This is a genomic window from Streptomyces sp. NPDC001348 (assembly GCF_053597535.1).
Map to the genome: position 1 here is coordinate 46,275 of NZ_JBSFIK010000045.1, position 24,510 is coordinate 70,784.

At 69.1% G+C, this 24,510-nt stretch carries 20 protein-coding genes and 7 pseudogenes; 17 read left to right on the plus strand and 10 right to left on the minus strand.

Features of this window, described 5'->3' with window-relative positions; genetic code table 11:
- The first annotated feature begins 173 nt into the window (after positions 1-173).
- The 4 genes and pseudogenes from ACWC21_RS34160 to ACWC21_RS34175 all read left to right on the plus strand — a co-directional run bounded on the left by ACWC21_RS34160 (position 174) and on the right by ACWC21_RS34175 (position 6,554).
- A complete protein-coding gene (locus ACWC21_RS34160) occupies positions 174-3,536 on the plus strand; it encodes an alpha-L-rhamnosidase-related protein (RefSeq protein WP_450887619.1) in 3,363 nt (1,120 codons plus the stop codon).
- A gap of 386 nt (positions 3,537-3,922) precedes the next feature.
- A pseudogene (locus ACWC21_RS34165) lies at positions 3,923-4,484 on the plus strand (substrate-binding domain-containing protein); the annotation flags it as partial.
- A 175-nt stretch (positions 4,485-4,659) separates the two neighbouring features.
- The gene (locus ACWC21_RS34170; protein ID WP_450887621.1) at positions 4,660-5,622 is read left to right on the plus strand and encodes an expansin EXLX1 family cellulose-binding protein; all 963 of its coding nucleotides are present in this window, start codon (positions 4,660-4,662) and stop codon (positions 5,620-5,622) included.
- A gap of 605 nt (positions 5,623-6,227) precedes the next feature.
- Complete coding sequence (locus tag ACWC21_RS34175) at positions 6,228-6,554, plus strand: STAS domain-containing protein (RefSeq protein WP_450887623.1); 327 nt, start codon at positions 6,228-6,230, stop codon at positions 6,552-6,554.
- Positions 6,555-6,735: 181 nt separating this feature from the next.
- On the opposite strand, the gene ACWC21_RS34180 is transcribed toward ACWC21_RS34175, so the two are convergent.
- Positions 6,736-7,167, minus strand: a complete 432-nt coding sequence (locus ACWC21_RS34180) for a winged helix-turn-helix transcriptional regulator (RefSeq protein WP_450887625.1) — start codon at positions 7,165-7,167, stop codon at positions 6,736-6,738.
- A gap of 131 nt (positions 7,168-7,298) precedes the next feature.
- Here ACWC21_RS34180 and ACWC21_RS34185 point away from each other — a divergent pair, with 131 nt between their 5' ends.
- Positions 7,299-8,171 (plus strand): aldo/keto reductase family oxidoreductase, encoded by an 873-nt coding sequence (locus tag ACWC21_RS34185; protein WP_450887664.1) that lies wholly within the window; start codon positions 7,299-7,301, stop codon positions 8,169-8,171.
- Positions 8,172-8,201: 30 nt separating this feature from the next.
- On the opposite strand, the pseudogene ACWC21_RS34190 reads toward ACWC21_RS34185, so the two are convergent.
- Positions 8,202-8,713, minus strand: a pseudogene (locus tag ACWC21_RS34190) (transposase).
- A 102-nt stretch (positions 8,714-8,815) separates the two neighbouring features.
- Here ACWC21_RS34190 and ACWC21_RS34195 point away from each other — a divergent pair.
- Both ACWC21_RS34195 and ACWC21_RS34200 read left to right on the plus strand, forming a co-directional pair.
- Positions 8,816-9,394: a hypothetical protein gene (locus tag ACWC21_RS34195; RefSeq protein WP_450887626.1), complete on the plus strand. Its 579-nt coding sequence runs from the start codon at positions 8,816-8,818 to the stop codon at positions 9,392-9,394.
- Positions 9,395-9,574: 180 nt separating this feature from the next.
- On the plus strand, positions 9,575-9,979 hold the full coding sequence (locus tag ACWC21_RS34200) for a DUF6896 domain-containing protein (RefSeq protein ID WP_450887628.1): 405 nt from the start codon (positions 9,575-9,577) through the stop codon (positions 9,977-9,979).
- A 92-nt stretch (positions 9,980-10,071) separates the two neighbouring features.
- On the opposite strand, the pseudogene ACWC21_RS34205 reads toward ACWC21_RS34200, so the two are convergent.
- Positions 10,072-10,793 (minus strand): annotated as a pseudogene (locus ACWC21_RS34205) (IS5 family transposase); the annotation flags it as partial.
- A 68-nt stretch (positions 10,794-10,861) separates the two neighbouring features.
- Positions 10,862-11,650: a hypothetical protein gene (locus tag ACWC21_RS34210; RefSeq protein ID WP_450887630.1), complete on the minus strand. Its 789-nt coding sequence runs from the start codon at positions 11,648-11,650 to the stop codon at positions 10,862-10,864.
- A gap of 19 nt (positions 11,651-11,669) precedes the next feature.
- Between ACWC21_RS34210 and ACWC21_RS34215 the strand changes: the two genes are divergently transcribed.
- The 3 genes and pseudogenes from ACWC21_RS34215 to ACWC21_RS34225 form a co-directional block, all read left to right on the plus strand.
- Entirely contained in the window at positions 11,670-11,810 is a 141-nt protein-coding gene (locus ACWC21_RS34215) for a hypothetical protein (protein ID WP_450887632.1), read from the plus strand.
- A 52-nt stretch (positions 11,811-11,862) separates the two neighbouring features.
- A complete protein-coding gene (locus ACWC21_RS34220; protein ID WP_450887634.1) occupies positions 11,863-12,318 on the plus strand; it encodes an IS3 family transposase in 456 nt (151 codons plus the stop codon).
- A gap of 207 nt (positions 12,319-12,525) precedes the next feature.
- Positions 12,526-12,657: pseudogene (locus tag ACWC21_RS34225) on the plus strand (transposase); the annotation flags it as partial.
- 146 nt (positions 12,658-12,803) lie between these two features.
- Here the strand turns inward: ACWC21_RS34225 and ACWC21_RS34230 are convergent.
- The 3 genes from ACWC21_RS34230 to ACWC21_RS34240 form a co-directional block, all read right to left on the minus strand.
- On the minus strand, positions 12,804-13,181 hold the full coding sequence (locus tag ACWC21_RS34230; RefSeq protein WP_450887635.1) for a fic family toxin-antitoxin system, toxin component: 378 nt from the start codon (positions 13,179-13,181) through the stop codon (positions 12,804-12,806).
- Positions 13,181-13,420 carry a hypothetical protein gene (locus tag ACWC21_RS34235; RefSeq protein ID WP_450887637.1) on the minus strand — a complete coding sequence of 80 codons (240 nt, stop codon included), beginning with the start codon at positions 13,418-13,420 and terminating at the stop codon, positions 13,181-13,183. The genes ACWC21_RS34230 and ACWC21_RS34235 overlap by 1 nt, the downstream gene beginning before the upstream one ends.
- Before the next feature lie 309 nt (positions 13,421-13,729).
- Positions 13,730-14,719: an ankyrin repeat domain-containing protein gene (locus ACWC21_RS34240; protein ID WP_450887639.1), complete on the minus strand. Its 990-nt coding sequence runs from the start codon at positions 14,717-14,719 to the stop codon at positions 13,730-13,732.
- Between the two features lie 329 nt (positions 14,720-15,048).
- Between ACWC21_RS34240 and tap the strand changes: the two genes are divergently transcribed.
- The 5 genes and pseudogenes from tap to ACWC21_RS34265 all read left to right on the plus strand — a co-directional run bounded on the left by tap (position 15,049) and on the right by ACWC21_RS34265 (position 19,840).
- Complete coding sequence (gene tap, locus ACWC21_RS34245; protein WP_450887641.1) at positions 15,049-17,307, plus strand: telomere-associated protein Tap; 2,259 nt, start codon at positions 15,049-15,051, stop codon at positions 17,305-17,307.
- 14 nt (positions 17,308-17,321) lie between these two features.
- Complete coding sequence (gene tpg, locus ACWC21_RS34250) at positions 17,322-17,879, plus strand: telomere-protecting terminal protein Tpg (protein WP_450887643.1); 558 nt, start codon at positions 17,322-17,324, stop codon at positions 17,877-17,879.
- 131 nt (positions 17,880-18,010) lie between these two features.
- A pseudogene (locus ACWC21_RS34255) lies at positions 18,011-18,226 on the plus strand (IS256 family transposase); the annotation flags it as partial.
- A 56-nt stretch (positions 18,227-18,282) separates the two neighbouring features.
- Positions 18,283-19,150: pseudogene (locus ACWC21_RS34260) on the plus strand (hypothetical protein); the annotation flags it as partial.
- 381 nt (positions 19,151-19,531) lie between these two features.
- The gene (locus ACWC21_RS34265; protein WP_450887644.1) at positions 19,532-19,840 is read left to right on the plus strand and encodes a hypothetical protein; all 309 of its coding nucleotides are present in this window, start codon (positions 19,532-19,534) and stop codon (positions 19,838-19,840) included.
- Between the two features lie 133 nt (positions 19,841-19,973).
- Here ACWC21_RS34265 and ACWC21_RS34270 read toward each other — a convergent pair whose 3' ends face one another.
- Positions 19,974-20,177, minus strand: coding sequence for a cold-shock protein (locus ACWC21_RS34270; RefSeq protein ID WP_355173782.1), 204 nt, complete (start codon positions 20,175-20,177; stop codon positions 19,974-19,976).
- 588 nt (positions 20,178-20,765) lie between these two features.
- Positions 20,766-21,728, minus strand: a complete 963-nt coding sequence (locus ACWC21_RS34275) for an alpha/beta hydrolase family protein (RefSeq protein ID WP_450887646.1) — start codon at positions 21,726-21,728, stop codon at positions 20,766-20,768.
- 167 nt (positions 21,729-21,895) lie between these two features.
- On the opposite strand from ACWC21_RS34275, the pseudogene ACWC21_RS34280 reads away from it, so the two are divergent.
- Both ACWC21_RS34280 and ACWC21_RS34285 read left to right on the plus strand, forming a co-directional pair.
- Positions 21,896-22,250, plus strand: a pseudogene (locus tag ACWC21_RS34280) (TetR/AcrR family transcriptional regulator).
- A gap of 263 nt (positions 22,251-22,513) precedes the next feature.
- Positions 22,514-23,191: a class I SAM-dependent methyltransferase gene (locus ACWC21_RS34285; protein ID WP_450887647.1), complete on the plus strand. Its 678-nt coding sequence runs from the start codon at positions 22,514-22,516 to the stop codon at positions 23,189-23,191.
- Positions 23,192-23,378: 187 nt separating this feature from the next.
- Here ACWC21_RS34285 and ACWC21_RS34290 read toward each other — a convergent pair whose 3' ends face one another.
- A complete protein-coding gene (locus ACWC21_RS34290) occupies positions 23,379-24,455 on the minus strand; it encodes a hypothetical protein (RefSeq protein WP_450887649.1) in 1,077 nt (358 codons plus the stop codon).
- Positions 24,456-24,510: the final 55 nt, after the last annotated feature.

The following is a 24,510-nucleotide window of genomic DNA, read 5'->3' on the forward strand; positions in this document are numbered from 1 at the left end:
CTGCACGGGCCTTGACACCCTCTCACGCGACGGCAAAGAATTCCCGCTGCAAACACGTTAATGAAACGATTCAAAATCCGTATTCTCACGCACCTCTCTGCATCGCCCCTCGTCATCGCCGGTCTTCAGGACGCCTGTCCCTCTCGCCTCACACATCGACAGTAGGAGCCCGCATGCCCTCTGCAACGCGCCGGTCCGTCCTGCGCTCGGCCATAGCCGTGGCGCTGGCGCCCACCCTCGGCTCGGCACTTCTGCCCGGGCTCGCTCCCGCGGCGTCGGCCGCCGTCTCGTGGACCGCCAAGTGGATCTGGGCTCCTTCCAGCTCAACGAACCAGTGGGTGGCGTTCCGCAGATCGTTCACCCTGGGCTCCGCGCCATCGAAGGCCGTCACGCAGATCGCGGCGGACTCCAAGTACTGGCTGTGGGTCAACGGCACGCTCGTCGTCTTCGACGGTCAACTCAAGCGCGGCCCCAACCGCACCGGCACCTACTACGACGAGATCGACCTCGCCCCGTACCTGACGAGCGGGCGCAACACCGTGGCACTGCTGGTGTGGTACTTCGGCAAGCAGGGCTTCTCGCACAGCAGCAGCGGCCAGGGCGGTCTGCTGTTCCAGTCCGACATCACCACCGGTTCCACCACCACCCGGCTCGTCAGCGACACCAGTTGGAAGCACACCGTCCACCCGGGCTATTCCAACAACACCAGCGGCACCCAGGTCAACTTCCGCCTGCCGGAGTCGAACGTCTACTACGACGCCCGCAACGCCACCGCCATGACCGCCTGGGAGACGGCCGGCTTCGACGACAGCGCGTGGACCGCCCCCACCGACTTCGGAACCGCCGGCGCCGCACCCTGGAACGATCTCGTCCAGCGACCGGTCCCGCAGTTCCGGTACTCGGGCCTGAAGTCCTACGGCAACGCGTCGTCGCTGCCGTCCACGGGACAGGGCGCCACCGCCATCACTGCCACCTTGCCCTCGAACCTCCAGGTCACGCCCTATCTGAAGGTGAACGCTCCGGCCGGCGCGGTGATCGGCATGCAGACCGACCACTACGCCGACGGCGACGGCCTGGTCGGCCTCACACCCGGGGCGGAGAACAACATGCGTGCCACCTACGTCTGTACGGGCGGGGTCCAGGAGTTCGAGGCACTGGCCTGGATGAGCGGCACAGCGGTGAAGTACACGATCCCCGCGGGTGTCACCATCCTGGATCTGAAGTACCGGGAGTCCGGCTACGACACCGACTTCGCCGGTTCCTTCAGCAGCAACGAGGCCTTCTTCGACACTCTGTGGGGCAAAGCGGCCCGCACCATGTACGTCAACATGCGCGACAACTACATGGACTGCCCCACCCGCGAGCGCGCCCAGTGGTGGGGCGATGTGGTCAACCAGCTCAAGGAAGGCTTCTACACCTTTGACACCCGCTCCCACGCCCTCGGCGCCAAGGCCATCGCCCAGCTGGCCGCCTGGCAGAAGTCCGGAGGCGCGCTCTACTCGCCGGTCCCCTCGACCATCTGGACCGCCGAACTGCCCGTCCAGATGCTCGCCTCGGTGTGGGCCTTCGGCACCTACCACCTCTACACGGGCAACGCCGGCGCCGTCTCCGGCACCTACCCGGCGGTGAAGGCGTACCTCAACCTGTGGACCCTGGACAGCGACGGCTTGGTCAGCCACCGTGCCGGGGACTGGGACTGGGAGGACTGGGGCAGCAACATCGACGCCCGCGTCCTGGACAACAGCTGGTACTACCTGGCCCTCGACACGGCCATCGCCCTCGCCGGTCTCAGCGGCAACAGCGGCGACGTCGCCGCCTGGCAGGCCAAGCGCGACATCATCAAGGCCAACTTCGACCGCGTCCTGTGGAACCCCTCAAAGAACGAGTACCGCTCCCCCGGCTACAACGGCGACACCGACGACCGCGCCAACGGCCTCGCCGTCGTCGCCGGCCTCGCGCCCGCCTCCCGCCATCGCGCGGTCACCGAGGTGCTACGCACCCACCTCAACTCCAGTCCCTACATGGAGTTCTACGTCCTGGAAGCGCTGTACCTCATGGGCGCGGCCACCGTCGCCGAGGAGCGGATGCGCAACCGCTACGCCGCCCAGGTCGCCGACCCCGCCTGCTACACCCTGTGGGAGATATGGGACAAGGCAGGAGGCACCGACAACCACGCCTGGAACGGCGGCCCCCTGTACACCTTGTCGGCCTACGCCGCCGGCGTCCGTCCCACCACGGCCGGCTGGCAGACGTACGACGTCATCCCGCAGACCGGCACCCTCACGAAGATCAACACGGTGACACCGACCGTCAAGGGCGACATCCGTTTCGGCATCACACGCGACGGTGACCAGGTCACTCTGACCCTCACCTCCCCGAGCGGAACCACCGCGCGGGTGGGCGTCCCCACCTACCGCGGCTCGTCACCGGTCGTCAAGGCCAACGGAACCACCGTCTTCACCGGCGGTTCCTCCACCGGCAGTGTGGGCGGCCTCGCATACGCGAGCAAGGACTCCTCGTACGTCTACTTCACCCTCCAGCCGGGCACCTGGACGTTCACGGTCACCGGCGCCGGCCGCCTCGACAACCTCGCCCTCGCCAGGCCCGTCTCCAGCAACAACAGCCTGGAGAACAGCGACTGGGGCAAGAACCGGCTCACGGACGGCAAGCTCACCAGCGTGGCCGGCGCCAAGGGCTACACCAGCAACGACTTCCCCTCCGCCGACGTCAGCGCGAACCCCGTCTGGGCGGAGATTGACCTCGGCGCCGACACCGACCTCGACGCCGTACGGCTCTTCCCCCGCACGGACACTCCGGCGGTCGGTGGAGGCACTGCAGGGTTCCCCGTCGACTTCACGATCCAGGTCCGGACCGACAGCGCCAGCGCGTACACCACCGTCCGCACGGTCACCGCCGAGCCCAACCCGGGCGGACTGGTGCAGACGTACGGCTTCAAGACCACCACGGCCCGCTACGTACGCCTCCAGGCCACCAAACTCGGTACGCCCGCCGTGGACGAGACCACCAAGTACCGCCTCCAGCTCGCCGAACTCACCGTCCCCACCGCCGCGACCACCGTCACCAGCAACTACACGCTGGAGAACGGCGACTGGGGCAAGACCCGGGTGCTGGACGGCGCTCTCACGAGCGTGGCCGGCAGCAGGGGATTCACCAGCATCGACTTCCCCTCCGCCGACGTCAGTGCCACACCGGTGTGGATCGAGATCGACCTGGGCGCCGACCGGGCGATCGGCTCCGTCACCCTCCACCCACGCACCGACACCGGCGGCGCCGGCGGCGGCGCCGCCGGCTTCCCCGTCGACTTCGCCATCCAGACCCGGCCCGATGGAGCCGGTGCTTACACCACCGCCCGCACCATGACCGCCGAGCCCAACCCGGGCGGAGTTGCTCAGACCTACACCCTGACGTCCGCCACCGGCCGCTATGTACGTCTGAGGGTCTCGAAGCTCGGCAGGCCCGCCTCGGACGAGTCCACGAGGTACCGCCTCCAACTCGCCGAGATCCGTATCAAGTAGCAGGCCGTCCCGAAACGGACGACTGCCGGTTATGTGCGGCATGGTGCCCGGCCGTAGGACTGTCTGCAACAGCAAGGCACGGCGCCGTGCGACGGAAGCCGGGGGTGACGGCTCCAGGGCGCCGCCACCCCCGGCAGTAGCTGACCTGAGCCCTGTCCCCCTCCTGCAGAAGGCCGCCGCCGGCGGCTCGCTGACTCCCGCACCTCCACCGTCAGGCCATGCGGGCTCCACCTGGCACCTCGGCAGCCACCTCGCGGCTCGACGGTGCCGCCGTACGTGGCGGCCCGCTGGCGGATGGCGACGAGACCGTGCGCGGCGTCGCCGGACCGCGCCCCGGCGTCGAGTTCGAGCATTGTCGGAGCGTCGGAGGCGTCCGCTCAGGCGGGCTGGGTCGCCGCTCGGGCGACGAGTACGTCAGTTATGTGAACGGGGACAACATGGGGGGGTGACCGCAGCGCTGTCTCCTCCTCTTGTGTCGCGGGGCCGCAGGACCATCGCCACCATCACCGGGCCATTGGACGTGTACGCCGCCCAGTGCCGACTGCGCGGCTATCAGGACGCCCTGGCACTGGCCGGCCTGGACAGAAAGAAGTCCCTGGTCGCCGAGGGTGACTTCGCGCAGGACAGCGGGCGCCGCGCCACGACCGAACTACTCGAACGGCATCCGGAGATAGACGGCGTGCTCGCCGCGTCCGACACGACGGCCGCAGGGGCTCTGCAGGCTTTGCGCGCGGCAGGCCGAAGCGTGCCGCAGAACGTCGCCGTGATCGGCTTCGACGAATTCCCGCTGGCCCAACACACCAGGCCACGGCGCACCACGGTTCGTCAACCGCTGGAGAGATGGGCCGGGCCATGATCCGGCTGCTCCAGGAGGACGTGGAGGAGCCGTCCGTGGCCTACCGCCATGTCATCCTCCGGACCGCGCTGGTCGTCCGCGAGTCGACCTGAGAACGCCCAGCGCTCGGCACCAGACGTGCCCGCGCAGGATTCTGGAGCGTCCCAGCCTGCAGACGCGCTCGTACGCGTGCCGGCCCGCCTCCATAGGCCCCCGAAGTCGTCGGCAACCTTTTTGCCCTGGGCGGCCACTGACCAGTGCACCATCGGCTCGCTCCTGAACGGACAGATGATGACAACGAGGCAGGTTGCGCGGCAGCGCAGGCGCAGACGCAGACTCGTGTTGGGTACCACGGTGGCGGTGGCGACGGCGGGGGTTCTCGCGTGCCTGGTCATGGCGTTGCTCCCTGACCACAAGGTCGACGCGGGGCCGGCCGCGGCCACCCCCCTCGTGACCACCCAGCCAAAAGCCGCCGGCACCTCCGGCCCGGCGTCTCCCAGTGCGATGCCGAGCCCGTCGTCGAGCCCGAGTGCGAGCGGCTCGTCCAGCCCGAAGACCACAGCGAGCCCCAAGGCGGCGAAGTCCTCGTCCAAGGGCGTCCAGAAGACCTCGCGCGGCTCCACCACGCCCCCGTCAGCAGGGCGGATCCGGCCCAACACCTCGTACCAGGGCGTCGCGACCGCCTATGACGCCGGTGTCGGGGATGGGGCGTGTCTGTTCGGTCCGAGCCCGAACATGATGATCGCGGCAATGAACACCACCGACTACGAGACGTCCAGGGCCTGCGGCGCATACGTGCTCGTCCGCGCGGGCAACGGCAAGTCCATCACCGTACGGATCACCAACGAGTGCCCTCTGCCCTGTGCACCCGGGCAGATCGACCTCAGCCAACAGGCCTTCGCCAAGCTCGCCGACCTCAAGGTCGGCCGGCTCCCTATCACCTGGAGCCTGGTGAGCCCCAGCTCCGTCGGCACGATGTCCATCCGGTACAAGACCGGATCCAGCGCCTACTGGTGCGGCATCCAAGTCATCGGTCACCGCAACCCCGTCGCACGATTGGAGGTGAGCACCGGGAGCGGCTGGCGACAGTTGCCCCGCACCAGCTTCAACTACTTCATCGCCGCCGACGGCAACGGCTGCGGCAAGGCGATCCGAGTCACCGACATCTACGGCGAACAACTGACCGTCGGCGGACTCGCGGTGCTGCCGAACGTCGTACAACCGACGCACGTCCAGTTCGCCAGGCACTGACCCGTGCGAGCCCCGGCCCCGGCCAGGCAGTGGGGCATGACCGGCCCCGGGGACACCACGCTCCAGAACATCAGGTCACTGGCCTGGGCGGGGCAGGCATGGAACAGCGAGATTTCCAAGCTCGCGGACAGCTGCGCGCCAACGTCCGGCCCCACTGCACCCGTGAACCGGGGCCGGACGGGGTGGATCATCGAACCGGCCTTCGGTCCGTCGACGGCACCTGGCGGCGACCATCTCGGCCGCCGCCATGAGTTCTACCGACGGCCGCGCCGATGCAGGCGCCGACGAGCGGGCTTATCGGGAATCACATGCGGTGCCGCCGTGGCCCTCCAGGGCCTACCGCCGTCCGGAGCGGCTCAGCCTCCGGCACTGCACCGTCCTCACCCACAGGCACTGCTTCCATCAAGGCCGCCCTCACCCTTCATCCCCGCCGACTACCCGCTGGCCCCTCCCCCACGCGCCGCCGTACCTGAGCGGTCCAATCTGCCCAGGTGCTGCCCGTAGTATGCAGGTCAGCCTGCCGGGAGAACCGGCCCGCATCTCCACCAGTGCCGAGGGACACCGTGGCGGAATCCGACAAAGCGCATGATCCCGGTCGACCGTCGGTGACGTCCGCCGCCACCGACGGCATCCGCGTGCCGTCCGTGGCTGGCGACAGCGACCACGACACCGCCCAGCCCCTCCGCCAGGCCCTGAACCTCTCCCGCCTGGGCTCCCCGCCACGCGTCGTCATCGACATGCGGCGGCAGGTCACCTTCATGGACTCCACCGGCATCAACCTGCTCATCACCGCCCGCCGGGCCACAACCGGGCGGCACGGCCAGCCCCGCCTGGCGGCCGTCCCCGACCCAGTCATGGACACCCTGCGCATCGTGGAACTCGACACGATCATCGACTGCCACCCCACCCTCCGCGACGCCCTCCACCCCTGACCAGTCCGGCCACCGCCTGCGCGCCCAGAGCCTGGTCACCGCCCTGTCCGCTGGACAAGCCACGCGGCGGCACGGTCATCGCTGCTGCGCCGCTCCCATCCACTACCCCGCACCCGCATGCCCGGATCGAGCAGACGTAGACCGATCCCAGCCGCTGGCAGAGAGGAAGAACACTGCCACGCTAGGAAGCTCGTGCATCGTGGCTCTCGCGATTGGCGAGGACCTGTTCCATGTGGGTCTGGGCCCACTGCCTGAGCCCGCGTGTCAGGTGGTGGAGTGAGAGGCCGAGGTCGGTCAGTTCGTAGGTGACGGTGACGGGGACCGTGGGTGTCGCGGTGCGGATGAGCAAGCCGTCGCGTTCGAGAGCCCGTAGGGTCTGGGTCAACATCTTCTGACTGACGCCAGCCAGTAGCCGGGCCAGCTCGGAGTAGCGCATCGCCTTCGGGGCGTGCGATGCGCCGGACTGTTCGGGTGTGTCACCGCCCAGTGCACACAGGATCAGGACGACCCACTTGTCTGAGATCCGATCGAGGAACTGACGGCTGGGGCACACCGCCAGGAACGCGTTGCATTCCGCCTTGGCCTGCGCTTTCTTGGCTGCCTTCGTCGTCACTGATCTCGCCTTTCACCTTCTGGGGTGTTACGCACTTCAGAGTGCCTACTTCCCGACAGGAAGTTCCTCCTCCAACACTGATGCAAGGGGGCTGGAGGCACCACCCCTTGCACGAAGTGAAAGGCACCACGATGAACACGCCCCCCGCACCTCTTCCCGGAGGAACCTGGACGCTGGGTGACTCGTCCGTCACCCGGTTCGGCTACGGCGCGATGCAGCTCGCCGGCCCGTGGGTCATGGGGCCGCCCGCCGATCACGACGGCGCTCTGGCCGTGCTGCGCGAGGCAGTCAGCCTCGGGATCACCCACATCGACTCCAGCGACGCCTACGGACCGCGCATCACGAATGAGCTGATCCGTGAAGCGCTGCACCCCTACCCTGAGCCGTTGTTCATCGCCACCACGGTGGGTGCGACCCGCGACGCGCAGGGCGGCTGGCCCACGGCCCGGCACCCCGAAGACCTGCGGAAGCAGGTCCATGAAAACCTCGAATCCCTCGGCGTCGATACCCTCGACCTGGTCAACATGCGCATGGGCGACGCTCAGGGCCCCCAGGTCGGCTCCATCGCCGAAGCATTCGAGACGCTCGTCGACCTCCAGCAAGAGGGACTGATCCGCCACCTCGGCGTCAGCAATGTCACCGGAGAGCAGGTCGCCGAGGCGCGCAGCATCGCCCCGATCGTGTGCGTGCAGAACGTGTACAACCTCGCCCACCGCCACGACGACGACCTCGTAGATCATCTCGCCGCCGATGGCATCGCCTATGTGCCGTTCTTCCCCCTGGGAGGCTTCACGCCGCTACAGTCCGAGGTCCTCTCACAGGTGGCGAACCGACTGAGGGCGACGCCCATGTCGGTCGCGCTGGCCTGGCTGATCCAGCGCTCGCCGAACATCCTGCTCATCCCCGGCACTTCGTCCACCACCCACCTGCGCGAGAACATCGCAGGCGCCGGTATCTCCCTCTCAGACGAGGATGTGGCCGAACTGGACAGCATCGGCCAATGAACAAAACACAGGTCACCAACCGAGACCGCGCTATCGGGCGGGCCAGAGGAAGATGCCCGCGACGTGGAGGCCGGCCAGGTAGATGATGGCGGTCATCTCGTAGCGGGTGGCGATGCCGCGCCACTGCTTGAAGCGGTTGATGCACCGCTCGACGGTGTTGCGTAGCTTGTACGCCTCCCGATCGAAGACCGGTGGCCTGCCGCCCCGGCGTAGCCGGTGTGTGCGCTGGTCAGCGGCGACGGGGATCACTGCTCGGATGCCGCGCTTGCGCAGGTGCTCGCGGATGGCGCGAGAGGAGTACGCACCAGGGCGGTGAACACGCGCTCCCCGTCGACGGCCCACAACCGCAGCCGGTTGTAGACGCCTCGCCAGTTGCCGTATTTCTCCGGCGGATGCACCCGCTGGATCCCGGTTTGGAACTTGTGGGCAATCGCATCGATCACCTCACGGTGATCGCGCCAGCGGCCACCCCGCTTCGGCATCCGGTCCGGAAGCAGCGGCTCGATTCGCGCCCACTGCGCGTCAGTCAACGGCACACCCAGACCAACGACCGACTTATCCGAACGAAGCCGCCTAAGCGCCGTTTCACCCCCGTGGTCACGAGGGGCGGGGACGTTGTCGGTGGCGGCCGGTATGTTTCGATCATGGGTGTCTATCTGGTGAGTGTCACCGCGCAGGACTGGTCGCGGCCGGGGGAGGACGGGTACGGAGACGTCGCCGTCGCGCTGAACACCGAGCTGGAGCGGCGCGGGCTGCCCCCATACGAGCTGCGGCAGGCCGCACGAGATGCGCCGGGCTGGTTCGAGGAGAAGGTCAGCCCGTCCATGGACGGCTTCGTGGCGCTGTGCCGGGCGCTGCTTACCGACGCGGAGCTGTCGGCCCTCCTCGACTGGGACGTGCTGGTGCCGTTCGCGCTGGAGGAGGAGATCGTGCTCCCCGCCGGCACCGCGTACTCCGGCGAGGAGACAGCGGTCGCCGGGGCGCCGCGGGTGCTCGCCCTGGCCGAGCGGCTGGCCGGCGCCGTCGGACTGCCCGTGGACGCGATACCGGCGGGCGAGAACCTCGCACTGAGCCTGTGGTTCCTGGAGGGCGGGGCGGAGCGGACCGCCCGGGTGCGGCCGGGACCATGGGCCGAGGACCGGGACGCGGCCTTCTACGTGGCGCTCTACCTGCGCGCCGCGCAGTACTCCCTGCGGTACGGCTGCCCGATGACCTACTCCTGAGCCACGGCAGGCCGGAGAAGCCGTATACGGGTCCGGCGGGGGGCCATGTCCACCGCGCGTCCGAGCCCGTGTCCTACCGGAACACCGCCCTACTGATCGTTTCAGAATGCCGTCCTGCGGAGATGCCGGCAGCGCATGGAACAATCCCTTCAGCCACAGGCTCTGAGGGGATGGCGCCGTATGGAACGGGTGGGAGCTGCACGGGAGCTCGCGCTTGGTTACGTCCACGCTCTGAACGCGGTTGACGAGGTCATGAGGGCGGCGATCCCCTCGCTTGAGCGACTCGCAGATGTACTCGGCCTGATCCGTTCGCGCCGGATCATCAGCCGGAGTGGGCGCGTCGGCACCTACTCCTACATGGTTCATGGGGCAGGGTGCCGTTTCGTGTGCGACAACGGCGCTGAGGTCGATGTGGACTTCGCAACCGATGGGAGTGCAATCTTCGACCTCTGGCGGCTGCGCTGGTATGGGCTGAGCCTGCAGGAGCCTCTTGACGTAACGGATGAGGACCTGCGGGCTGCGGTTCGGTCCCTGCAACCGCTTCTGAACGAGGTTCGGCCGGGGTGGTTCAGCGTAGCCAGCTGATCGCTGCAGGATGAGGTGCGCAGGCGACGCAGGCGTATGAGGCTGCAGACCAGTTTGAGCAGGCCCTCGTGGAGATCGGCGCGTAGCTCCTAGCGGGTGCGGAGCCCTTTGAACTGGTGTAGCCAGGTGAAGGTGCGCTCGACCACCCAGCGCACCTTGCCCAGTCCGGAGCCGTGAGCGACGCCGCGTCGCGCGATCAGCGGCTTGCTGCCCCGCTTCCACAGCAGGCGGCGGTACTTCTCGAAGTCGTAGCCCCGGTCGGCATACAGGCGTCGGGGCTTGCGGCGGGGACGCCCCCGCAGGCCCCGGATCGGCGGGACGGCGTCGAGTAGTGGCAGAAGCTGGGTGACGTCGTGCCGGTTGCCGCCGGTGACAGTGACGGCGAGTGGGGGTCCGTGTCGGTCGACGATCAGGTGGTGCTTGGAGCCGAGGCGGGCGCGATCGACGGGTGAGGGACCGACGTGATTCCCCCTATGAGAGAACGGACGCGCGATCCGTCCACGGAGCAATCGTCCAGGTTCAACGAGCCCGCGCGGCGCAGTTCTGTCAGCAGGCCGGCGTGCAGACGTGGCCAGACACCAGCCTCGGTCCAGTCCCGCAGCCGGCGCCAGGCCGTCACCCGGGAACAGCCCACCGTCTCCGCGGGGACATCACGCCACGCGACACCGGTCCGCAGCACGTACACGACGCCGGCGAGAGCCGCCCGGTCGGGAACACGCAACCGCCCGGGATACCGTCGGCGCCGTTCGGGAGCGGGCGGCAACAGCGGGGCCACCCGCTCCCACAGGCCGTCAGGAACAAGATCAGAACGCACCCGGAGACCCTGCCGCCCAGGATCACCGAACGCAAGACCTGCGACTCAACTCATTCTGAAATGATCAGTTAGTCCATCCGCACGGCGGCGGTTCCGCGCCCACGGCGTCGTCGGCGTCCTCGGTTGCGGCGACGGGTCGTGCGCAGCCGTCCTGCACGCAGCCGGGCCGCGGCCTCCGGGGCCTTCTCGGACAGTTCCACGAGAGCCGGATGCGGGGCGGGCGGGACGCAGGGTTCGGAGGCCGCGACGCGGTGGCCGTCCGCGCCGGGCCTGCCGCCGTAGCGCGCCAGGAAGCCGAGCTGGGCCAGTGAGGCGAGGCCGGTGGCCGCGGTCGCGGCCCACTGCGCCGGCCCCTGGGGCAGGCGGTCGAACAGCGCCGCGATCACGAATGCGAGCTCCCCGGTAAGAAGCAGCACCCCGGTGGCCGCCAGACAACCCGGGGCGGCGGCCGCCGGGCGGACGCGGGACGCGCCAGGACCCCCGTGGAACTCGGCGCGGGCGGCGCGAAAAACGGTGTCGCGGGAGGCGACGATGCCGAGCGTCGTGGCGGCGGTACGCCGGCGCAGCGCAGCGAGCAGGGCGTCCGGTAGGGGGTGCCCGGCGGTACGCGCCACGTCCGCGCCGGTCCCGGTCAGTGCCAGATTGCCCCGATGGTTGATGGTGACCAGGCCGTCCAGCAGGAGCCGGGCGGCGGCCGCCTGGATGTCGTCCTCGGTCAACCAGCGACCGGCGGCCGCGCGATAGGGGTCGACGGGTGCGGCAGGGAGCCACGCGCGCATGCGGTCGCGCACGACGGGCACCCCGTACAGCAGGATTGTGACGGAGACGACGGCACAGGCGAGCGGGACGGGATCCACGCGCCCAGCCTAGGCCGTGTTGGCCCTGTCAGGGCAGCTGGTTTCCCAAGCGGGCAACGGTGACCAACTGGCCGCACTGCGGCGGGAGAACCGCCGTCTGCGTGACGACGTCGACATCCTCAAGCGGGCCACGGCTTTCTTCGCGAAGGAGACCCGGTGACGGTGCACCCGTTCATCGAGGCGGAGAAGCGTGCAGGTCACAGCGTCAACGAGTGTGTGAGCTGCTGAAGGTCTCCCGGACCGCCTTCTATGCCCGCCGCGCTGCCAAGCCTGGTCCCCGCGCGGTCCGTGACGCCGAACTGGCGGAACAGATCGCCGACGTTCACACGCGATCGCAGGGAACCTACGGCGCCCCGCGCGTCCATGCCGTGCTCAAGCGGGCAGGCGCCGGTTGCGGCCGCCGACGTGTCGCGCGGCTGATGCGGGCTGCCGGCCTGCAGGGCCGACACCGCAGACGACGGCACTTGACGACGATCCCCGATCCACGATGGCTAGGGCGTCTCCTATCGGCCCCACCGAGGCGACTCCAACTGGTCCCAGTGGTAGGGGCGTTCGGGTGCACTGACTGGCCGTTCTCTATCCGGTCGTGCGCTCGGTCTGGTTCGAACGGGGTCCTGGATCGGGTGACTTGTGGGCTGGTTGGGCATGGAGGATGGGCCCCTTGGTAGCTCGCGGTTGTCGAGTCCAGCGAGAAGCAAGAGGCCCTGTTGTCGAAGTGTCGCGTGGTCGTGGTTGCCGGGTCCAGTCCGTCCACTCCTGGGTGTGACTGTCTCGCCCATCGGTTCGGGAACGCGGGCGACCGGCCAGAGCGCCGGCCCCGGTACGACTCGGATGTAAGCGATGCGGAGTGGGCGTCGGTGCGGGATCTGCTGCCGGTGCCGGGATGGCTGGCGGGCCGGGGCGGGCGCCCGGAGGGCTACTGCCGCCGGCAGATGATCGACGCGGTGCGCTACCTCGTCGACAACGGCATCAAGTGGCGGGCGATGCCGTCCGACTTTCCGCCCTGGCCGAGGGTGTATGCCTTCTTCGCCCGCTGGCGGGATGCGGGATTGGTGGCCGAGCTGCACGAACGGCTGCGCGAGGCGGTCCGCCTGGCTGAGGGCCGCAGCCGTGAGCCGAGCGCGGCGGTCGTGGACTCGCGGGCCTGCGGGCGTCAGGTGGTGGTGGGCCAGGTCCGCAGCAGAGCGGCGATTTTGCCCGCGGTGCAGGCGGGGTCAAGGAGTAGGTCCTTCAGGGCGATGGCGTCCTCACGGCCAGGTTTGACGGAGATCCCGGCTGCTTCGAGGTACATGACGCCGGACGCGGCGGCGACGGCCATGTTGGAGCGTTCCAGCCAGCGGCACCGGCCCAGTGTGTGCACCAGGGCAGCGGCTTTGGCGTAGGGGCCACCATAGACGGCCTGCTCGAACACCTCGGCTCGGTGGCGTGCGACCGCCGAGACGGGAACGCCGTAATCGTCGGGGGCCGGATCGTCCGCGCCGGCGGCCTCAGCGACTTGCAGGATCCAGGGAACGTCGATGTGCAGGTCCATCAAGCCGCGTGTGCTCCCCGGGGTACCTGCTGGGCCTGTTCGGCCTCGTCGAAGACCGCCTGGTGTTCGGCCAGAAAGCGGGTGGCCGCGTCCACCGCTCGAGCGCGCAGGCCGCTGGCATCGTCCTGTACCAGCCTGGCGAGGTAGTCCCCGATGCTCAGTCCCAGGTCGGCGGCGCGCTTCTTCGCGAGTTCGGCCACGTCCTCATCCACGCGCGCGCCCAGCTGTGTTTTCGCCATACCACCATGGTAACAGCTGTTACCAGTCTCGGAGGGCCCGAAACGGCGGTGTCCTGCGTCCACTGCCTGGCGAAGAGAGCGGGCGACCAGGCGCTCCTCCACCTCTCAAGAGTGGCTGTCATGGCTCGCAGCTCGTGAATGAGTCCCGCGACGTCGTCCTGGCTGGACAGCCGGCCAGTCTCGCCGGTCACGTCGACCTCGATGTGAGGCGATTCCGGTGCGCCGTCCAGACATGTGCCGATGCCAGGGTCAGCATGACCTCCAGCCAGCCCGCCCGGGCATGGCAGGGAGCGGCAAGGCCCGGCCCCATCACCATGCACAACGTCCTCGAGAGACGTGACACGGGCGTCTGCCTGGTACCAGGCGCTTGTGACCGGCGCCGAGCTGCCCGGCGCGGTGCTTAGTGCGGGCCTTGGCGAGCCAGGCGCCGAGCCTGACCGTCTCGCCGTCGACGCGGATCGTCTCACAGGCGGCGGGCGGTCCGGCCACGGCGCGGCTGTCGGTCGGACGCAGTCCTGCGAAGGCGCAGGCATAGGCGACGGCGTTGTTCTGGTAGAGATACGAGGCCAGCACCTGCGCGGAGGTGTCGTCCTCGTCCGGTTCGCCGCCGGGGTGCGGGTCTGAGGCAATCGTTCGTTCCATGGCGGGCGATGCTGCCCTGGTTGCCGCTCTTGGGATTGGCGTAGAGGCCGTAACAGAGGGTGCCGACGGACAACCGGGCCAGCACGCCGGGCATGCTCGGCGCGTGCCCCAGGGCTGGGTGACCACGCAGCCGCCTGGGACGGACGTCACGCCGACGATGTGCAGGCTCTCGTCCATGTCGTACGCGTAGGGATCCTCCGGCAGCTCATTCAGCACTTCGAGGAGGTCGTCGTCCACCACCGGCGTCGCCTGAAGACGGCTCACCGCCTCGGTCGCGTCGATGCCCGCCACGCAGGCCAGGCCCGTGCCGTCGTAGTAGAACTCACCCAGTGCCGTGGTGAGGCGACGGGCCTCCTGCGCCGCCCCACGCTCGGTGTCGGTCAGGGACACCCCTTCCGGCACCGGGAACAGCTCGGGCGTCGGTCCGGCCAGGCTCAGCCGCCCCGGTGACCAGCCGCCGAGCGACAGCCGCCACGGATCGGCCCCGGCAGCGGCGAGCGCTCGCGCGTTCTGCGGCCTCCTGGACATGACGGCTTCCCACGGTGCCGTCACTCCGTTCTCCAGCGCGTCCACATCCGCAACCACCCGTCGGGCCAGTTCCACGGTCTCCGGGGAGCCGAACACCGCTGCCCGATGCAAGGGCTTGCCCCGCTCCATCTCTCCGGATCGGCTCCTTCGGCGAGGCGTCGACGGATGTCGTCGATATCCGCCCAGTCCCAACCCATGCCGGCCCAGCCGTCGCCCTCTGCCGCCACCGCTCCCCCTCGAACATGTCGCATGCTTGCGCGCTTCTTCGTCACGCCCTCGCCCGGGAAACGCAGCAACGCCCCGAGTACGGCGGGCTCCCCGTCGCCGGTACACGATCACGGTTAATTGACGGGATTTTACCGCCCGGAGACGGTTCGCACGCTGAATGCACGTGATTCGCGCGCTGTTAGTACGCGGTAAGGACGTTCGGGGGGTAGGGTGAGGCACGGAGGTGTCGCATGTCTGAGTTGTTCGACGCGGTCGACGCGCTGGTCGCGTCCCGCTCCCCGCTGCCGCCGCCGGCCGAGCGCAGGCGGCTGCGTCAGGCGCACGCGCTGACCCTGGACGAGGTGGCCTCCGCCCTGGAGGTGCGGCGGGCGACCGTCGGCGCCTGGGAGTCGGGCAGGACCGAGCCCCGGCCGCCAGAGCGGGAAGCGTACGCGCGCCTGCTCAAGCAGCTCGCCAAGCTCTACCCCGCCCCCGAGAGCAGCGGCACCCCGCAGGAAGACACGGACACCGCAGCACCGCAGACTCTCAGCGCAGCTCCCGCAACGACCGCAGCGCAGGCTCGGCCCACAGGCGAGGCAGCGGAAGCTACTGCCACGGCGGAGGCCGAGAAGCCCCCGGCCGCTCCCCCAGTCCCTGTACGGCACGCGGCACCGGCCGCCGTGTCGCAGCCGCGTGCCGAACAGACGCCGCAAACCTCGCGGCGCCCCGCTGCGAGGAAGGCCGCCCGGGCGAACACTCCCGCACCCGGCGAGGCGTACGCGCACGGTCCGCTGCTCGTTCTCGACGCCGACGCAGAGAAACAGGTGACCGGCTACGGCGTCGGCGGTCTGATCCTGGACGTGCCCGCCAAGTCTCTGCCCGCCCTCGTCGAGTGGGCGCTGGCCGAGGCGCAGCTCGGGGCGGAGAAGCTGCACGGTTCGGGCAAGGACGCCGACCCGCTGCTGGTGCTCACCGAAGCCGCCTGCGAGCGCTACGGCCTGCCCGCCGTCCTGTCCGAGGCCGAGCGGCTTGCCGGGCGGCTGCCAGAGGGACACAAGGTCATCAAGCAGCTTCATCGGGCCGACTGGCAGCTCACCAATCGGGGGCTGGGGCCATGGGCACGGATCTACCGCCCCGCCCAGGGGGGCCGCCGGCAGTGCGTGCAGTTGTGTATCCCCTCCTGGCGCGCCCTGGACGGCCGCGCGTGGGGTCATGCCGCGCAGCTTCCGCCGGCGGAGCTGGCCCGGGTGCTGGGCGTGTACGCGGCCCGGGTGACGACACCGGTCGGCTCCACCGCCGTGACAGGGCTGCAGCTGATGACCACGCTCAACCCGCCGACCCGTGCCAGCGAGCCGGACGCCGACGGCAAGCGACACAGCGAGCACCGGCCCGGGTCACTGGGCACGGAGCCGGTGGACCCGGCGCCGTGCGAGGCGACCGACGGACACCCCGTCCTGGCCCACCTTCCCCGCTTTCACCTACGCGGCCCCGACGAAAGGCTGTTCGAGGAAGCCTACGACTGGGCGCGGGATCTGACCGATGCCGAGTGCATGCAGCGGTACCTGGTCGGCATCGACGTGAACCTGGCGTTCGGGGCGGCCGCCAACGGCGCGGTCGTCGGCCTGGCATCGCCGCCCGTGCACGTCAGCAACCCGGTCTTCGACCCAGCGGCGCCCGGATCCTGGCTGGTCGACCTCTCCCACGTCGACCTGTCCCGGGTGAAGGTCGGCAAACAGTGGCGCGACCTCGAGGGCAACCTGCTGCCCAGCCCGTTCACGCCCACCGGCGAACGCCCCGAGGGTCCGGCCTGGTACGCCACGCCGACAGTCGCGTACGCCGTGGAGCTCGGCTACGAGGTCGCGCCCGTCGAGGCGTGGGTGCGCCGCGAGAGCGGCCGGTTCCTGGACGGCTGGTACAAGCGGCTCCGCGACGCCTACGTTGACACCATGGCGGACCTCGGCGTCGCGGAGAAGCTCTCCCCGCGCCAGTTTCTGGAGGCGATGGACGGCTACAAGAGCCGTGACGCGGAACTGGCGATCGTCGTGGACGCCGTCAAGATGACCGTCAAGGGCGGCATCGGCAAGCTGCAGGAGAAAGCCCGCGGCGGTGGCTGGAAGCCAGGGCAGGCCTGGCCAGCTCTGGCCCGGCCGACCTGGCGGCCGGACATCCGCGCCACCGTCATCTCCCGGGCCCGGGTCAACATGCACCGCAAGATGTTGAACCTGGCGGCGGCCACCGGCCGTTACCCGGTCGCGGTGCTGTCCGACTGCGCGGTGTACGCGGCCGACGGCCCCAGCCCCCTGGACGTCCTGCCCTACGACGCCGACGGCAAGACCGTGCCCGGCAGCTTCCGGCTGGGCGTGTCGCCCGGCATGGTCAAGCACGAAGGCACCCAGAGCGTGCTGTGGGGCGCCAACGTGCTCGAGCAGCTCGCCGGTGACGGCCACGTCGCCAACCTGGCCCGCTACATCAAGACCGGCGAGGTCACCGCCAAGGACACCGGAGAGTAAGGGGACGCGGGGCGATGGCCACGATCGGCGAAGGACTCGACAAGGCAGTGCAGGGCGCGTTCACGCGCCCCATCCCGAAGACCGCCGGAGCGCAGATGCGGTACCTGGTCAGGCAGCACCAGCACAGCACCCGGCGCGTGGCCGAGCTGCTCGGCATCAGCCAGCGCACCGTCGAACGCTACGTGAAGAACCAGATCAAAAAGCCCCGCCCGGAACTCGCCGACCGCATCGAGCGTGAGGTCCGCGCACGCTGGCAGCCGCAGATCCGGGCCAAGGCGAAGCAGACCGCGGCCACCACCGGCGGCATCATGATCGACGTCCGCGCCCGGTTCGGCTACACCGCCGCCCCCGGCAGCACCGACGACGCCCGCATGCGTCACCTCACCCTCGCACTGCCGCCCGACCACGCCGCACGCCTCTTCCAGGCCCAGGAGGCCGGTTACACCGAGGACCAGCTCCGCCAGGTCGCCGCCGAGGCCCTGGGCGAGGTCTACTTCCGCGACAACGGCCGCCGCGCCCACGGCCTCGAAGTAGAACTCACCGACCTCCTGGACCTCGACTTCGAGTTGTAATCCGGTCAGGGCGTTGAACAGGCAGCAGGAAAGAGCTGTGACAGAAGGCGTGTTCCGGACCGTGCCGCTGACCGGGGACTGACCACGTCACTGATCAACCGGGTCACGGACCGCTGTTGCTGGCGTTCTAGGACTTCCCGGCCGAGCACTGGACCCACCTGCGCACCACGAATCCCATCGAGTCCACTTTCCTCCACCGTCTGGCTGCGGGCCGAGGTCGCCCACGACGCCGCCCTGGCCATGGCTTTCAACCGCACCTCGTCACCCTCGTCCGCGCCGGAGCCCGCTTCGAAGGCGGCAAGCCAGTCGAACGGCCCGGCGACCGGCTCCGGGCTGATGCCGCTTGAGGTGGCGCCACTTCCGGGCGGATGGGCGCGGAACGCAGCGCCTCATCGAGTATCTGCTCAACGCCACCGCACTCATTACGGCGGCCGCGGGGACTGAGTACCAACACTACGTGACGGGCCGTGAGGAACAGCGCCACCCGACGCCGTCCACCCCGTCGGCCAACCGGAACACCGGCTCCGCTGAGCCGGACACCGCCGCGACAGGGCTCGCCCCCACCATGGCTGAAGCCGCCGAGACCACCAGCGCGGGCATCTTGGGCGTCGGGCCGTCGTACGACCGTCGGCGCAGCGACGGTATCCCTGTACCTCGGTGGGCCAGCATGTCCTACGGCCGTCGCCTGCTGGCAGCAGTGCTCGGCCTGCACGTGCGTCCAGAGGTGCACGCTTCAGCCAGAGCCGCGCGGCCCAGCGCGTTCGCGGTCTTCGCCGCTCCTGCCACCGTCCTCTCCGGAACCATCAGCGATCTTCCTACTCGTGGGCTACATCCTCACGATGCTCGACCCTGAGCCGGCGTCCGCCCAGACCATGCTCACCACCGGATGGGTGTTCGGCGCCGTGATTGCAGCAGCGGTCCTGGTCACCGCGGTCGGACGGCTCATCACCGCCCTGCGCAACAAGCCCTCACGCAAGGCCCGACCGGACCGAGATATGACCGCGGAAGTGGCCCGGGCCAGGGAGGCCTGGCACAACGCACTGTTGGAGCGCGGCATCCTGCCTTTTCTGCGAGAGGCACTCGCCGACCCCGGCGCCGCCGCACTGCGTCGTCCGGCACTGCCAGCACCGACCAGCCGCAAGCCGCACCTCGGCTACGATCGGCCCGGCTTCAGCAGCGCCCACGACGGCGCCCCAGGCCAGCGGCCGAGCTTCACGAGTCCGGACTACACCAACCCAAACTTCGCTGGACCCGAGCGCCAGCCGGAGTGACCCACGAAGTCACCTTCGATGAACCAGACGTCTCGCGGACGCCGGACGAGTACGGCACCGGCAACGGCGGTACATCCTCAGGCACGTCGGCAAGGAGATCGGCGGCTGGCTCCTGATTGACGGCGACTCGTACCACGGCGACCGCAACTACTGAGCGAATTCGCCCGCCGAAATGTGCCGCTCGGGACGCGCGCACGACAGCGAGCGGCCCCGCGCGGCGTGCGAACGTGGGCGCGGGGCCGTAAGCCCGTCCTATCCGTCGTGACGTGGGACGCGTCTCGCCACCGGCGAGGCATACAGCCGTCCCACCCACCACAAGGTCGGCACCAAACCGCGCAGAACAAGCTGCCGAGCGACACAGAGCACCAGCACACTGAGCGCATGCGTTATGAGGAGAGAGCCAAGCTCACGGCCGTGAAAGCCCTGACCCCGCTGGCCGTCCTTGTCGCCTCGCCATTACTGCTGATAGCAGGAGCACCGATCCGCCGCCGCTATCTCCGCTACGTCTACCGCGATGAGGCCCCGCAGATCCTGGACAAGAAGCGAGGTTGGGTCAGCGTCCACTACTTCGTGGTCACCGACCCACTCCTGCAGTGGCTCTGCTGGCCCACAGAATCACTCGCCCGTCTCATCGAGCGCCGAGGTCAAACGACAAGGTCAGGCTGTGAGCGCATGACTCCCCAAGCTTGATCAGCCAGCCGCCCCGCGGCCGGCGGACGGCGTCCGCCGGCCGCGGCAGTCCCCCTGGCACGCTGAACGGCCACTCCGGTGATCACCGCGCGAACGCGGACGTGCCATCGTGCGGGCCGTGGCGAGCGCGGGTTTAGGCGGGGGTGATGTTCTCCGCCTGCGGGCCCTTCTGGCCCTGGGTGATGTCGAAGGTGACGGCCTGGCCTTCCTGGAGCTCGCGGTAGCCGTTGGCGTTGATGTTGGAGTAGTGCGCAAAGACGTCGGGGCCGCCTCCGTCCTGCGCGATGAAGCCGAAGCCCTTTTCGGAGTTGAACCACTTGACGGTTCCGCTGGCCATGCCAGTACCTCTCGGTCGATATCGGGCCCGCACCGCGCGGGCCCGGAGGTGATCATCTTGGTCCTCGTGCACCGCACAGCAAAACGCCCGCACCAGGGCGCGGGCAGTTACTGCGAACCACGACAACTGCTGCTGACGCTACACCGCGAGGCCGTCCCTCTCCACCCGAAATGACCACGACCGGCAGAACTGTAGGCCCGGACGTTCCTCAGGTGGCTCGAAACAACGATGCGGCGGGGACCCGGACGCCGTGACGCAAGCCAAGCTGGGCTGTCTAGGCGCTTGTGGAGCTGGATGATAGGGCTCGTGCGGACGTTCTGGCCGCAAGTCCGTGAATGCCCAGGTGAGAGGCAGCATGCGGGCAAGCGACGAGCGTGCGGCGCGCCGCCAAAGGCGGTCCGGCCAGAGGATCTCCTATGCCTCCGGTCGGACGGCTCTGTTCTCGCCCGGACCGCTGCAAGTCCACGCAGGCTGTGGTTCTCTGGGCGGCGCGGGGCCTGCCCCTGTGCACGACGGGCACGGCCCAGTCGGTGCTGACGACGAGGGCAGCGACGTGGAACGCCTTGTGCAGAACTTCGCCGTGGCTTCCTACTTGGATTCGACTCGTCCGGTCGCTTCGGCGCCGGTCGTCAGGGCCTCGCACGCCGCTTGCCAGGCGTTGTCGCCGGGCTGGAACTGGGCGCGCAGGTAGGCCGAAGTGAGGCGCGCCAGGGCGGCGACCCGCTCGGGGCTCTCGTCGGTGGTCTCCGCAGCGTCGTATCCGGAGATGCCTCCGAGCAGGTGCCCGGCTCCGAACAGGGTGAGCAGGGTCTTGGGCGCGGGGGCGAGGTGGTAGGGGTCGGTGTGCCAGTCCGGGCCGATGTCGGTGAAGTGCCTGGAGTCGTCCTGGTCGCCGGCGACGACCAGGGTGGGTGTGGTCATCGTGGAGAAGTCGATGGCGCGGAAGAACGGCACCGTCTCGGCCATCCAGCCGTTGAGGATGTCGCCGCCCCTGCCCGGTGCGGCCAGCAGCACACCCGCCTTGATCCGGGATTCGGCCAGGTTCACTTCCTCCCCGGTGTCGGGGTCGGCGCTGCGGGCACCCAGAAGGAGGCCGGCGGTGTGGCCGCCGAGGGAGTGCCCGGCGACCGCGACCTTGTCGTGGTCGATCCGGCCGGCAAGCTGCGGCACGGTTTTCTCGATCTCGTCGAGCCGGTCGAGGATGTGACTCATGTCCTCCGCGCGTGAGCGCCAGAAGAAGGGGGCTCCAGGGGTGTCGGCAAGTTGACGGCTCAAGGTCCGGGAGCTGAGGTGGGTGGGCTGGATGACGACGAATCCGGCTGCCGCCCAGAGGTTGGCGATCGGCGCGTATCCGTTCAGCGAGGAGAGGTTGTTGGAGCCGCCGTGGCCGTGGGAGAGCAGGACGACGGGCAGGCCGTTCCCGGCCGTGGGCGCGGAGACACGGACCTCGAGGTCCACGGGCCGTCCGGGCACGGACAGCACCACCGGGCTGTACGACAGGACGGGAGCCGGCGAGCCTGAGGGGGCGGCGATGTCGGTGGATGCAGTCATGGTGAGGAGTTCCCTTCTGGAGCCTGCCCCGTTGCCGGCACCGAGCCGGGAGATGGCAGGCGAGTGGTAAGGCACGTCCGGCCTTGGTCAGCCTGAAACCGGAACAGTGCTCCCCTTACTATTCGGAGCAATGTTCCGCTTGTCAATGGCGTGGGAAGGTAAGCCTTGTGTCCACCGTCAGCCCAACCTGGAAGGCGCCGACCCGAGCCAAGCGCCCGACGCGGTCCGCAACGAGCAGACGCTGCTCACCGCCGCGGCCGAGGTCTTCGTCGCCTCGGGCGTCGACGCGCCGATCCGCCAGCTCTCGGCAAAGCCGGCGTCGGGATGGGGACGGTCTACCGGCACTTCCCGACGTCGGCGACATCAATCCCGGCACACAGCCCTCCCGAGCTGATGCGCGGCATCGGCAACCTGTGCGTCGGACGTGACAGCGATCCGCGCTACGGCCCCCGCCGACTGATCGAACTGCTCCTTCACGGACTCAGGCCAACCAGTCCGCCTGACAGGAAGGCCCGGCGCTGACCCAGGCGGCCAACCGGACACCGGCTCGGCCAGGCCGCCGGGCGAACCGAGGGCGCCGAAGTCCGGGAAGTGCCGCGGACCGTCCCATCGAGAGCCTGCGACAAAGGCGCTGGCGGCCTACGTGCACGAGGACAGTCAGCTGCGATGCCGCGGGCTGGGGCGTGTAGATCCGACGCGCTGCGCGCGGTGATCGAGGCTCGAATTTTTTGCCGGAGCGGCAACAGGAGTGGTGGGACCGGGACACGTTGGGTGACGGTGGGCCCGTGACCGACAACATCACAGGATCCTCCAAGTCTGACATCCCCTTGTTTGCCGACGAGTATGTCGGAGACCCCGCGGTGCGGGCGGAGTGGGACAACCGATACGCCGACCGACAACAGTTGTGGAGCGGCCAGCCCAACGGTGCGCTGGTGGCCGAGGTCGCCGGGCTCACGCCCGGACGGGTGCTCGATGTCGGCTGCGGCGAGGGCGCGGATGCCGTCTGGCTCGCGCGCGGCGGCTGGGACGTGACCGCGCTCGAGGTCTCGGGCGTGGCGCTGGAGCGGGCAGCGGGGCACGCGCGGGACGCCGGCCTCACCGTTCGCTGGATTCACGCCGCACTGACGGAAGCGGTGCTTCCCCCGGCTTCCTTCGACCTGGTCTCCGCACAGTATCCAGCCCTGCTGCGCACCCCGAACGCCGCAGCCGAGCGAGCGCTGCTCGCGGCCGTCGCCCCCGGCGGCGTTCTGCTGGTCGTGCACCACGCGGGGATGGACACCCAGCCGGTGCACGACAGCGGGTTCGATCCGGCGGACTATGTCTGGCCCTCGATGGTGGCCGCTCAACTCGACGACAACTGGGAGGTGGAGGTGAACGAGCAACGACCGCGGTTGGCACCTGGCGGCGGCGCCGGCGCGCACCATACCGACGACCTGGTGCTGCGGGCACGCCGGCTGCGCTGACGGCCCTCGGGAAGCGACCGTGCGGCAACCGCCCAGGATCGCGGTGCCGCCGAGAACGCCGCGGCGGGAGCAACGTAACCATCCGCTCGCACAGGCCATCAGGTACAAAATCGCCAAACGCTCCGAAAATCCTGCCCCGACGCGCCGTCAGCCGCTGGTCGATGCTTCGACCGATGCCTGAGACGATTCACTCGACCCTGGCGAAAGCCGGATACCCCGGCAGCGGCGCCACGTCCCAGCTTCCGGCAACCTCACGCAACAGTGACCGCATCGTCTGCGCGAACGTCGGAAACTCCGTCAGCGTGCTCGCCATCTCCCATCGATGCCTCAGCACCTGGCGCCTCGTCGGGGCCGGACGTCGAGTCCTGTGAAGCGGCCCGTCCTCCACGGTGCGGGGTAGCAGCCGCACCGTCGCGTCCACTGTCCAGACCGCTATGGCCTGCCGCATGCCGGCTTGCCACACCTCGTCCTCGGCCAGCGCCGGGTACACGCCGACCACCTCCTTGCGATACGCCTGCTCGATCGCCGCGGCTGTCCCGGCTGGCAGGGTGAAGACGCACCAGCAGCTGGAGAACGGCATCCGGCAGTATGCGGCCGTCAGGAACACCGACTGGTAGCAGGCCGCCTCGAAGTCGATCAGCCGCAGTCCCTCCGAGGTGAGCAAGTTGTTGTCTGGACAGGTATCCCCCGGGGTGAAGGCTGGATACTCCTCCCCACCCGCTGTGCCAATCCGAGCCAACTCCTCGGCAAGAGCCGGAGAGGCTGCGATTTCGGCGCCCTCGAGCAGTGCGAGCAGGGCAGCGACCCTCTGCTCGATCCACGGCTCGTCCTCCCAGGACGGCATGCCCTTGTCGTACCGGGACCACAGCCGCCTGAGATCGGCGCGCCGGTGCACCGATTCCGCGGCCAGCTGCCCGAGCCCACGGGCCCAGGCCAGCAACCCGTTCTCAGCAATCGTCGGATCACTGCCGAGCAGAACATCCGCCAGGGTAGGTGCGTTCCCAAGGTCCTCCATGACCAGTAAGGGCACCTCGGGGTCTACACCCAGAACCCCGGGACCCGCGATCCCCAGGGACAGCCCAGCGGCCTCAGCCGTGAAGCAGCGCAGGGACTCGGGCTCGTTACTGAACGCCTTGACGATCACGCTGCCGCCACCGGCGGTTTCACAACGCAACACGGTGCTACGCGAGCTGCCAACCAGATCAAGCGGGCCGGACAATTCGACACCCAACAGTTCGCCTGCAGCACGCAAGATCGAATCCACCTTGGCATTCTGCCACCAACACCCAGGGTGACGTCGGCTGCTGTGTGGTCGTCAG